This is a genomic window from Streptomyces panaciradicis (genome assembly GCF_023516615.1).
Classification (GTDB): domain Bacteria; phylum Actinomycetota; class Actinomycetes; order Streptomycetales; family Streptomycetaceae; genus Streptomyces; species Streptomyces panaciradicis.
In genome coordinates this window covers 1-11,888 of record NZ_JAMGBF010000246.1, presented here as the reverse complement: position 1 = coordinate 11,888, position 11,888 = coordinate 1, and the positions used below count along the sequence as shown (strand labels likewise).

The 11,888-nt window shown below is 73.0% G+C and carries 5 protein-coding genes and 1 pseudogene; 1 reads left to right on the top strand and 5 read right to left on the bottom strand.

What is annotated here, in order from left to right:
* The coding region (locus M8J74_RS42695) for a multifunctional oxoglutarate decarboxylase/oxoglutarate dehydrogenase thiamine pyrophosphate-binding subunit/dihydrolipoyllysine-residue succinyltransferase subunit (RefSeq protein ID WP_249841547.1) at positions 1-3,439 on the top strand (3,439 nt) is incomplete at its 5' end.
* A 78-nt stretch (positions 3,440-3,517) separates the two neighbouring features.
* Here M8J74_RS42695 and fxsT read toward each other — a convergent pair.
* The 5 genes and pseudogenes from fxsT to M8J74_RS42670 all read right to left on the bottom strand — a co-directional run.
* Positions 3,518-6,526: an FxSxx-COOH system tetratricopeptide repeat protein gene (gene fxsT / locus M8J74_RS42690; protein ID WP_249841546.1), complete on the bottom strand. Its 3,009-nt coding sequence runs from the start codon at positions 6,524-6,526 to the stop codon at positions 3,518-3,520.
* 155 nt (positions 6,527-6,681) lie between these two features.
* A complete protein-coding gene (locus tag M8J74_RS42685; RefSeq protein ID WP_249841545.1) occupies positions 6,682-8,274 on the bottom strand; it encodes an aKG-HExxH-type peptide beta-hydroxylase in 1,593 nt (530 codons plus the stop codon).
* Positions 8,271-9,386 (bottom strand): FxsB family cyclophane-forming radical SAM/SPASM peptide maturase, encoded by a 1,116-nt coding sequence (locus tag M8J74_RS42680; protein WP_249841548.1) that lies wholly within the window; start codon positions 9,384-9,386, stop codon positions 8,271-8,273. The genes M8J74_RS42685 and M8J74_RS42680 overlap by 4 nt, the downstream gene beginning before the upstream one ends.
* Positions 9,387-9,518: 132 nt before the next feature.
* Positions 9,519-9,698: an FxSxx-COOH cyclophane-containing RiPP peptide gene (gene fxsA, locus M8J74_RS42675; RefSeq protein ID WP_249841544.1), complete on the bottom strand. Its 180-nt coding sequence runs from the start codon at positions 9,696-9,698 to the stop codon at positions 9,519-9,521.
* A 13-nt stretch (positions 9,699-9,711) separates the two neighbouring features.
* Positions 9,712-11,888: pseudogene (locus tag M8J74_RS42670) on the bottom strand (SAV_2336 N-terminal domain-related protein); the annotation flags it as partial.

The following is an 11,888-nucleotide window of genomic DNA, read 5'->3' as shown; positions in this document are numbered from 1 at the left end:
GCCCGCCGCGGCCAAGCCCGCCGCCGCCAAGCCGGCGGCGAAGGCCGAGCCCGCCGCCCAGGCCCCCGACGGCCCGGAGCTGGTGACGCTGCGCGGCCCCGCCGCCGCCGTCGTGAAGAACATGAACGCCTCCCTGGAGCTGCCGACCGCCACCTCGGTCCGCGCGGTCCCGGTGAAGCTGCTGTTCGACAACCGCATCGTCATCAACAACCACCTCAAGCGGGCCCGGGGCGGGAAGATCTCCTTCACGCACCTGATCGGCTACGCGATGGTGCAGGCCATCAAGGCCATGCCGTCGATGAACCACGCGTTCGGCGAGAAGGACGGCAAGCCGACGCTGATCAAGCCGGCGCACGTCAACCTGGGCCTCGCCATCGACCTGGTGAAGCCCAACGGCGACCGCCAGCTCGTCGTCGCGGCCATCAAGAAGGCCGAGACGCTGAACTTCTTCGAGTTCTGGCAGGCCTACGAGGACATCGTCCGCCGCGCCCGCGACGGCAAGCTGACGATGGACGACTTCACCGGCGTCACGGTCTCCCTGACCAACCCCGGCGGCCTCGGCACCGTGCACTCCGTGCCGCGGCTGATGCCCGGCCAGTCGGTGATCATGGGCGTCGGCTCCATGGACTACCCGGCGGAGTTCCAGGGCACCAGCCAGGACACCCTGAACAAGCTCGGCATCTCGAAGGTCATGACGCTCACGTCGACCTACGACCACCGGGTGATCCAGGGCGCCGCCTCGGGCGAGTTCCTGCGCCAGGTCGCCAACCTGCTGCTCGGCGAGAACGGCTTCTACGACGAGATCTTCGAGGCGCTGCGCATCCCCTACGAGCCGGTCCGCTGGCTCAAGGACATCGACGCCAGCCACGACGACGACGTCACCAAGGCCGCCCGCGTCTTCGAGCTGATCCACTCCTACCGGGTCCGCGGCCACGTCATGGCCGACACCGACCCGCTGGAGTACCGCCAGCGCAAGCACCCCGACCTGGACATCACCGAGCACGGCCTCACCCTGTGGGACCTGGAGCGCGAGTTCGCCGTCGGCGGCTTCGCCGGCAAGTCGATGATGAAGCTGCGCGACATCCTCGGCGTGCTGCGCGACTCGTACTGCCGCACCACCGGCATCGAGTTCATGCACATCCAGGACCCCAAGCAGCGCAAGTGGATCCAGGACCGTGTCGAGCGCGCGCACGCCAAGCCGGAGCGCGAGGAGCAGCTGCGCATCCTGCGCCGGCTGAACGCGGCGGAGGCCTTCGAGACCTTCCTGCAGACGAAGTACGTCGGCCAGAAGCGCTTCTCCCTCGAGGGCGGCGAGTCGGTCATCCCGCTGCTGGACGCGGTCCTCGACTCGGCCGCCGAGTCCCGCCTGGACGAGGTCGTCATCGGCATGGCCCACCGCGGCCGGCTGAACGTCCTGGCGAACATCGTCGGCAAGTCGTACGCGCAGATCTTCCGCGAGTTCGAGGGCAACCTCGACCCGAAGTCGATGCACGGCTCCGGCGACGTGAAGTACCACCTGGGCGCCCAGGGCACCTTCACCGGCCTGGACGGCGAGCAGATCAAGGTCTCGCTGGCCGCGAACCCCTCCCACCTGGAGACGGTCGACCCGGTCATCGAGGGCATCGTCCGCGCCAAGCAGGACATCATCAACAAGGGCGGCACGGACTTCACCGTCCTGCCGATCGCCCTGCACGGCGACGCGGCCTTCGCGGGCCAGGGCGTGGTGGCCGAGACCCTGAACATGTCGCAGCTGCGCGGCTACCGCACCGGCGGCACGGTCCACATCGTCATCAACAACCAGGTCGGCTTCACCGCGGCCCCCGAGTCCTCGCGCTCGTCCATGTACGCCACGGACGTGGCCCGCATGATCGAGGCCCCGATCTTCCACGTGAACGGCGACGACCCGGAGGCCGTGGTCCGCGTCGCGCGGCTGGCCTTCGAGTTCCGCCAGGCGTTCAACAAGGACGTGGTGATCGACCTCATCTGCTACCGCCGCCGCGGTCACAACGAGTCGGACAACCCGGCCTTCACCCAGCCGCTGATGTACGACCTGATCGACAAGAAGCGCTCGGTGCGCAAGCTGTACACCGAGTCCCTGATCGGTCGCGGCGACATCACCCTGGAAGAGGCCGAGCAGGCCCTGCAGGACTACCAGGGCCAGCTGGAGAAGGTCTTCACCGAGGTCCGCGAGGCCATCACCGCCCAGCCCGCCTCGGGCCCGGTGTCGGACCCGCAGGCGGAGTTCCCGGTCGCCGTGAACACCGCGATCTCCACCGAGACCGTGAAGCGGATCGCCGAGTCCCAGGTCAACATCCCGGACACCTTCCACGTGCACCCGCGTCTGCTGCCGCAGCTGCAGCGCCGGGCGTCGATGGTCGAGGACGGCACGATCGACTGGGGCATGGGCGAGACCCTCGCCGTCGGCTCGCTGCTGCTGGAGGGCACCCCGGTGCGCCTGTCCGGCCAGGACTCCCAGCGCGGCACCTTCGGCCAGCGTCACGCGGTCCTCATCGACCGCGAGACGGGCGAGGAGTACACCCCGCTGCAGTACCTCGCCGAGGAGCAGGCCCGCTACAACGTCTACAACTCCCTGCTCTCCGAGTACGCGGTCATGGGCTTCGAGTACGGCTACTCGCTCGCCCGTCCCGACGCGCTCGTGATGTGGGAGGCGCAGTTCGGCGACTTCGTCAACGGCGCGCAGACGGTGGTCGACGAGTACATCTCGGCGGCCGAGCAGAAGTGGGGCCAGACCTCCGGCGTCACCCTGCTCCTCCCGCACGGCTACGAGGGCCAGGGCCCGGACCACTCCTCGGCCCGCGTCGAGCGCTTCCTCCAGCTGTGCGCCCAGAACAACATGACGGTGGCCATGCCCACGCTCCCGTCGAACTACTTCCACCTCCTGCGGTGGCAGGTGCACAACCCGCACCACAAGCCGCTGGTGGTCTTCACCCCGAAGTCGATGCTGCGCCTGAAGGCCGCCGCGTCGAAGACGGAGGAGTTCACCTCGGGTCAGTTCCGCCCGGTCATCGGCGACACCTCGGTCGACGCGGCTTCGGTCCGCAAGGTCGTGTTCGTCGCGGGCAAGCTGTACTACGACCTGGAGGCCGAGCGGCAGAAGCGCGGCATCACGGACACCGCGATCATCCGCATCGAGCGCCTGTACCCGCTGCCGGGTGCCGAGCTCCAGGCCGAGATCGCCAAGTACCCGAACGCCGAGAAGTACCTGTGGGCCCAGGAGGAGCCGGCGAACCAGGGTGCCTGGCCGTTCATCGCGCTCAACCTGATCGACCACCTGGACCTGGCGGTCGGCGCGGACGTCCCGCACGGCGAGCGCCTGCGGCGCATCTCGCGCCCGCACTCCTCGTCCCCGGCGGTGGGCTCCGCGAAGCGCCACCAGGCGGAGCAGGAGCAGCTGGTGCGGGAGGTGTTCGAGGCGTGAGCCTCTGACACCGCACACGGCGAAGGGCCCGCCCCCGGTTTCCCGGGGGCGGGCCCTTCGCCGTTCACGACGTCCGCGTCACGTCGCCTGGGGTTCGAAGTCCCAGTGCGGCCTGTTGCGGGAGCGGGCCGAGATGGTGTGGACGTGCTGCTTGCCGAGGGTGGACTCCAGGTCCGACAGGGCGCCCTGCTCGACCTTCTCGGCCTGCTGGACGTCGCGCAGGCCCCGCAGGTCCGCCGCGAGGGCGACCCGGGCCGACAGGGTGAGCGGGTGGGTGCGGCCCAGGGTCTCGGTGGCCCGCGTGACGGTCTGCCTGCTCAGCTCGGCGGCCGCCTCGGTGTCGCCGACCAGGTTGCGCAGGGCGGAGGCGTTGATGGCGCAGCCCAGCGTGTAGGGGTGGTTCTCCCCCACGGCCGTGCCCATCTCCGCCAGGGCCTGCTCGATGAGCACATGGGCCTGCTCCCGCTCGCCGACGCTGCGCAGGATCAGCGCGTGGTTGGCGCGGGCCCCGGCGATGAACGGATGACCGGCGATCAGCTGCGCCTCGTAGCGGGCCATGATGGACTCGCTGGTCTCGCGGGCCTGGTCGATGTCGCCGTGTTCGCGGGCGAAGCAGCTGTGGCTGACGGCGGCGGCCAGTGCCTTGGTGTCGCGTTCACCCACCTTGCGCTCGTAGCGCTCCAAGACCCGCGTCAGGAGGGTCCCGGCGGCGGTACGGTCGCCGAGGCGCAGCCGGCACAGCGCGAGGTTGTGCTCGGCGTGCAGCGTCTGCGGGTTGTCGGAGCCGAGGACGAGCCGGCACTCGCGGACGTTCTTCGACTGGACAGACTCCGCCTCGGTGTAGCGGCCCAGCAGCCGCAGGTCGGTGGCATAGGAGTTCTCCGACATCAGCGCCCAGGGGTGACGGGCCTTCAGCAGCCGTCGACGCGACTCCAGCGTCTTCTCGTCGATCTCCAGGGCCTGCTGGTAGTGGCCCAGCAGCCGGTGGCCGAAGCCCAGGTTGTTCAGCGCGTTGAGGGTGCGGGAGTCCTCCTCGCCCAGCAGGTCGCGGTAGGTCGGGTAGAGCCACTGGTAGATCTCCAGTGCCTCGTCGTAGCGGCCCAGTCCCCACAGGTCGGCGCCGAGGCCGTTGACGGCCCGCAGATAGTCCAGGTCGCGGTCGCCGCGCTCCTGGCGCAGGTGGTCGGCCGCCTTGCGTTCGAGGGCCTCGGTGCGTTCGTAGTCGCCGGAGGAGCGCAGCAGGTTGGCGTAGTGGTAGGTGAGCTCCCAGATCCGCGGGTGGTGCTCGCCGAGGGTGGTCCGCCAGGCGCGCAGGGCGCGCTCGCCGAGCTTGACGCCCGAGCTGTACTCGCCGGCGAAGTACATGTAGCGCAGGCAGTTGAGGACCAGCCGCTGCACCTTCGTGTCCTGGCTCTTGAGGACGTCCGCGTGTTTGAGGTGGGGCACGAGTTCGGCGTAGGTGTCCCATAGCCGGGTGTCGGTGGCGCGGCCGGGATCGGCGGCCGCCAGGGCGCCGCGGACCACCTCGATGAACTCGCGGCGCTCCGGCTCCGGCATGTCGTTGCGGACGATCTGGTGGACCATGCGGTGCAGGTACAGCGACTCGCCGGAGGTGGAGCCGGGCTCGCCGGCCGACTCGTGGGACTCCAGGCGCACCACCGAGTACTGGCGCAGCTGGTTGATCGCCCGGTTCCACAGCAGCGGGTCCTCGAGCAGCCCGGTGAGCTGCTCGGGCAGGTTGTCGTGCGGCATGTCCTTCAGCAAGCGCACGGGGACGAAGCCGGGCGCGAAGAACGTGCACAGCCGCAGCAGGTCGACGGACTCGGGGACGGTCTCGCGGAGTTTGTTCAGCAGTATCGACCAGGCGGTCTGGAAGGCGACCGGGAAGTCGGCGGAGACCTTGACGACGTCCTGGTCGATGCCGCCCTCCAGCAGGGCGATGTAGTCCTCGACGGACAGGTCGGAGTCGTTGAGCCAGCCGGCCGTCTGGTCCAGCAGCAGCGGCAGGTCCTCCAGGGCCTCGGCGAGCTGGTCGGCGTCCGGCTCGGACAGCCGGGGCGCGCGGCGCCGGATGAAGGCCACGGACTCGTCGCGGGCGTAGACCGGGACCTGCATCAACTGGCTGTTGTGCTCGCCCCATTGGGGGTTGCGGGAGGTGATCAGCACATGACCGGGTCCGGTGGGCACGAGGTCCCAGATCTGGTCGGGGTCGTCGGCGCCGTCGAGGATGAGCAGCCAGCGGGAGAACGGCTCGCCGCGGCGCAGCGCGTCCCGGACGGCGCGCAGCCGCTCGCCGTACTCGGCGCCCGTCGACAGGCCCAGTTTCGGGGCGAGTTCGGCCAGCTGGCGGCGGTAGGAGACGCGTTTCTCGGCGTTGATCCACCAGACCACGTCGTACTCGGAGCTGAACCGGTAGACGTACTCGGCGGCGAGCTGGGTCTTGCCCACGCCGGACATGCCGTAGAGGGCGAGGACGCCGGCCCCCGGCTCGCTGCCGTGCAGCAGGTGGTAGGCGTCGTTCAGCAGGGGCTCGCGGCCGGTGAAGCGGGTGTTGCGGCGGGGGACGTTGCCCCACACCTCGGGCATGGCGGACGGGAAGCGCGGCGCGCGGCGGCCGTCGCCGGACTCCGGCAGCGGTTCGAAGGGCAGGTCGAGGCGTTCGACGAGCCGGCGTTCGGCCTCGTCGGGGCCGATGTTGACGAGGTCGGCGGGTGCGAGCACCGCGGCGGCCGCGGGGATGGGAGCGGTGGTCACCGAGACGGCCGCGAACCGGGAGGGGTCCGGAGCCACGACCTCGCCGAGCGCGGCGTTCCACTCCTCGTGGGTGCGCGGGCCCAGCTTGAAGTACCAGTCGCTGACGAGGATGAGGACCCGGCCCTCGGCCAGGCTCAGGCCGCGCAGCAGGTCCGCGAGCGGGACCTCCGGCGGAGCGTCCCAGCGCAGGTACACCACGCGTAGACCGCGCCGCTCCAAGCGGTCGCCGATCCAGGCCGCCCAGGCCCGGTTGAACCCGGCGAAGCTGATCGTGACGGTCTGCCGCGCGGCCCTCCCCTCGGCTGACCCGACCGGCCTACGAGTTCCAGACATGCAGCGGCCTCCCGCACGAAATTTTAGAAGCTGGACACGGCTCCGGGAAGGCGCACGACGCACCGCCGCCGACGCTCGTGGTTCGCATCCTTTCCCCCAAGCGCAACGATCACCACCTTCGGGAGGAACGTTCTCCGCCGAATGCGGCGGCCCGGTCACGCGAGTGGCGCACGCGTCTCCCGCGGGACCCGACGCGCCCACAGCCGGCGCGCGGTGCGCACGTACTCCAGGGCGCGTACGGCGTGCGCGCGGGGCGCGGGATGCTCCCCCATGCGGACGTGCGCGGCGACCATGAACTCCACCAACCTCCGCCCCGGCGGGGTGAGTTCCGCGGAGCCGACGAGTGCGGGGAGCGCCGCGCCGACCTGTGCGTGGTAGCGGGCGAACTGGCTCCAGTCGGTGTCGAGGTGCGCCCGGTCGGAGCCGTCGAGGGCCCGGCGCTGGTGGAAGTCGGCGAGCGCCAGATGGGCGTAGGCGCCCTGCAGCAGACCGTCGTACGGTCGCGGGTCGGGCCGCCAGGGAGCGAAGTACCGTGCTTCTCCGTCGGCGTGATGAAGGGTCACCATTTCGCTGACGACGGCGAGTTTGGCGTGGTGGAGTTCGTGTACGAGGGTGGCGGCCAGCCGGGTGGCGTCGGGCGGGGTGCTGCTGAGCACGGCGCCGAACGCCTCGCTGCGGGTGGCGCTGCACGAGCCGCGCCGGGCCTCGGCCGTGGCCCGGTCGGGCGTGGCGAGCGGTACCAGGCAGCGCAGCAGGGTCGCCGCCTCGGTCAGCCGCTCCTCCCCGGCGGGCAGCAGCGCTCCGGCCGTGCCGGACCAGGCCTGGAGCCAGTTCTTGCGCTCGCCGTCGTCGAGGGTGGCGGGGCCGGTCAGGCCGTAGCACTGCGGGTCGCCGGGCGCGGCCCGGTAGGGGTCGAAGTCCTCCAGCGGCAGCGGCGCGCCGTCCGGGAGCAGTCCGGGCAGTGCGTACGCCGGGTGCCAGTCGCGGGAGTCCGACCAGGCGCCGAAGCCGTCCTCCAGGAACACGCTCACGTCGGCGGCGCCGGGCCGGCTCAGCGTCAGCCTCCCGTGCCGGTGGACCGCGTCGACGGCGGCCGGCTCACGGCCGTCGACCCACAGCGCACCGAGACCCGGCAGCGCGAGGCGCCCGCCGTGGACGCTGAGCCGCACGGCGTACGCCACCCCGGCCCTTGCCGCGACCGCCGCGGCGACGGCGCTGAAGTGGGCAAGATCGGCCCACAGTTGGCGTCGGCGCTGCTCGGGACCCGGTTCTGGACCCAGGCGAGCACGCGGGCCCCCGCCGACGTCGAGGCGGGCCCGGGAGTGCGCGACGGCGCCCGAGACCGCGCCGGCGTCCGGGCGGGTCTTGGTGTGCGGGAAGGGGCCCGGGACCGGGGCCTCGCCCGCGTCCGGGGCGGGCGTCGCGTCCGCGGGTCGGCTCGGGGCGGTCAGTGCCTGCAGGCAGCGCCTGGCCCAGGGGCCGAGGAGGGGGTGGCACAGGGCGGCGCGGGCGGGGGCGCCGTGCGCCGCCTCCGCGGCCTCCAGCAGGGCCCAGTCGGCCCGCAGCCGCTCGCGGGCGGCCGGTGGGCACACGTCCGCCCCGGCCGCTTCGGCCGCCTCCAGGACGGCCCGCAGGAGCAGCATCCGCCGGGTGTCCTGGTCGCGGACGAGCAGCGCGAGCGTGTCGGGACCGCCGCCCGTGCCGCCGATCTCGGCGAGGGCGCGGTCGGTCAACGGCGGAAGTATCACGGGGTGCCTCCTTCGGCCGGGACGGCGGCCGCCCTGGCCGTCTCCTCGGTGAGCCGGCGCGCCACGTGCCGGATGAAGCGCTGGAGGTCGCCGCAGTAGACGGACGGGTTGGTGAAGCCGTGCCCGGCCCGGTAGCGGTGTGCGTACTGGCCGCCGCCGCAGACGTGCAGCAGGGGGCAGGCCCGGCAGGTGGCGTCCAGCGCGTCCGCGCCCGCCTGCCGCGCCGCCACCGCCGGATGGCGCAGCGCCTCGTCGAAGGTGTGCCGGAAGACGTCGAGCCCGGTCTCGGCCGCGCCGTCGTAGGCCGACTTCAGGGAGTCGACCTGCTCGATGGAGCCGTCGGTCTCGACGACGACCGTCTCGAAGGGGGCCAGACCGAGCGGTTCGGTGGCGGCCGGCCGGCCCAGCAGGAGGGCGATGCACGCCTCGAACAGGCGGACCCTGGTCTCCCGCCGTCCGGCCTGCCACCAGCGGTCGAAGACGGCGCACAGCCACCGCCCGTGGCGGTCCCCGGCCAGGTGCGGCGGAGGGGACGACCAGTTGCCGTGCGGCAGCAGCAGGTCCAGGGCCGGTGGGCGCAGCGCGAGCAGCGAGTCGTAGGTCTCGACCGGGTCCAGCGTCGGGTCGACGACGGTGAGGATGCCCGCGTACGAGGCCGGGAAGCGGTCCGCGACCAGCCGCGCGCCGCGTGCGGCGGCGGGCCAGGACGGGCGTCCCGCGTGGTCGACGCGGCGCGCGTTGTGGCCGGGCAGGCCGCCGTCGAGGCTGATGCCGACCCGGATGCCGGCCGCGGCCAGGGTGGTCAGCCGGGCCTCGGTGAGCAGGGTGGCGTTGGTCTGGACGGCCGCGTGGACGGTCGTGCCGTGCGGGACGCGGGCGCGGACCCGGTCGGTGAAGCGGGCCAGGGTGCCGGCCCCGGCCAGGAGGGGTTCGCCGCCGTGCAGGACGAGGGAGAGGTCGGCGCAGCCGTGGGCCCCCGCGTGCTCGGCGATGCGCTCCGCGGTGCGGTCGAGCACGGCCCAGGACGCCTTGGCGGGGCGGTCGCGCCAGGTCCGGTCGGGGCCCTCGTAGAGATAGCAGTAGCGGCAGGCGAGGTTGCAGCGGCCGTGCATCTTCACGATGAACTGCCGGAACGGGAACGGCCGGACGCCAACGACGTCGTGCGACACTCAGCCACCCCCTGCCCCGGGAACTCGTGCACTGTGAAAGGAATTTGACCGGATCTCGCCCGTGCCGGACCCCGGTCAGAACGCGCTGCCGTAGCCCCAGAGCATCTCGCCCGGCCGGGCGGCCCGCTCGCGCAGGTCGTCGAGGACCTCACGCAGCACCGGGTGCGCGACGGTCCGCAACTCGGCCAGGTTCAGGGCGAGTACGTCCGTGACGGGCTCGTCCGGTGCGGGCTGCTCGGCCGACTCCTCTTGCATGGTCTCCCCCTCGTCATTCCAGCTCCGCGAGCCTGTGCGCGGTCTGCTCCGCGGTGGGTGCGCCGGTGCCGGCCCAGTCCTCCGGCAGCCGCTGCCACTCCGCGCGCGCCGCGCGGTACGCCTCGCGGGCGGCGCGCGGGCGCGCGGCCGCCTCATAGGTCCTACCCCGCCAGTGGTGCGCCTGAGCGCACAACTCCACGGCCTCGTGGCACCGCCGCTCGGTCTCGGCCTGCTCCTCGGCCTCCCGTGCGGACTCCGCCGCGTCCCGGAACGCGTCGGCCGCCGCGTCCAGGCGGCTGGGCCGGCCCAGGCCCCGGTACGCCTCGAACTGCGCCTGCCCGAGGGCGAGCAGGGCGCGGGCGGCCGTCATCGCCTGGGTGGCCTCCGCCGCCGCCAGCCCGAACAGGTACTCCGCCTCGCGCAGGTCCACCGGGTCGCCCCGGGTGCCGTAGCGGGCCATCAGGGCCTGGCCCAGCAGCTGCAGGCGGTGGGCGAGGCGGGTGTCTCCCGGCGCCGTCTCGGTACGGCACTCGCGCAGCACGCGGATGGCGTGCGACAGCGAGCCGAGCGCCCTGCCGCCGGTCTCCGGCGAGGCCAGCCGCAGCAGCGTCTCCCCCCATTCGGCGAGGACGTCGGCGTGCGCGGGGGCGTCCCGGGGCATGCCGTGGGCGGCCTGCTCGAACCGGTCGGCGGCCGTGCGGAGGTGCTCCGTCTCCCCCGTCTCCCGGTGCCGGGCCACGGCGATGCGCCCGGCGCGCACCAGCAGCGTGGAGCGCAGCTGCCGGTCCCGGACCGTCCGCAGCGCCTCCTCGATCCGCTCCTGCGCCTCGTCGAGCGAACCGCCCGAGGTCAGCAGCGCGTCGGCCAGGTCGCGCCGCACGCGCACGCCGTCCGGCGCCGGTTCCCCGGTGCCGGTGGTCTCCAGTGCGTCCCGCAGCGACCGGGCGGCCTGCTCGGCGTGGTCGCGGGCCAGCTGCGGGTCGGTGGTCGCGGCGGCCAGCCGCAGCAGGATCCGGCCGTGGGCCAGCGGGAGTTCGGGCGGTCGCCGGCTGCGGTCGGGCCAGGCGTCCGCGAACGCCTCCAGCATGCCGACGGCGCCCTGCAGCAGCGCGCTGTCGCCGCCGAGACTCCACTGCGTCTCCAGGGCGCCGACCCGTTCCAGGGTGAGGGCGAGCGCCTCGTCCTGGGTGAGGTCGGGGGCGGCGAAGGCCCCGGCGTACTCGCGGTCGGCGCGGCTGAGCAGTTCCAGCGCGCCGTGCGGATCGCCGTGCCGCCTGCGGTCGGTGGCGGCCGCGTGCAGCACGCGCGCGAGGACGGCCCGTTCGCGCACGGCGTGCGGGTGCGCGACGGCCCGTTCGGCGGCCTGTTCGGCCTCGCGCAGCAGTTCGGGGCCGCCCTGCACCTCCCACAGCCGCAGCGTGCAGCGCGCGTACTGCGCCCACAGCTCGGGGTCCCGGCCCACGGGCCGCTCGTGCTCTGCGGCGCCGCGCAGCAGCTGCACGGCGTCGATGAGGTCCTGCACCATGCCCTCGTCGTCGAACCGTTCGAGCAGCGAGCGGGCCCGCACGACCGCCCGGTGCGGCTCGCGGGGACCGGCCGGCCCGGGCGTGGCCCGGCCGCCGTAGACCGCGAACTGCTCGGGCAGCGGCATGAACCGCTCCAGCACGCGCGCCGCGACCTCCGCGAACGGCTGCGGTACGAGCGTCACGTCGCCGTTGTCGCCCGGGTAGCCGCCGCCGGGTGCGTACGGCCGTCCCGAGCCGCCGCTGCCGAGCTGGGCGAGGGCGAGGGCGGGGAAGTTGGGGCCGCCCTTGCCGTAGCGGTGCTCGATGTACTCCGAGCAGTACTTGAGGACGAGGACGGCCTCGTCGCGGCCGAGCGTCGACAGCAGCGCCTCCTGCACGTCGGGCTGCATCCGGTACCACTGGGCGCCGTCGTCGCCGTACCCGTCGCCGGCCCGGCTGACCAGGCCGCTGAGCAGGACCTCGGCCAGTTCGGAGGGGCCGGAGTCGGGCAGCATCGTCCGCTGCACGAGCTGCATGACGGGCAGGCACAGCGGGGCCGCCGCCAGGTAGACCGCGAGCCGGCCGGCGGCCGGGGAGGCGGTGGCCCGGAAGCGCCCGACGCGCTCCACCCAGGAACGCGGCCGGGCGGCACCGGCGGCGGGGGCGGGCGGCTGGTCCGCGCGCA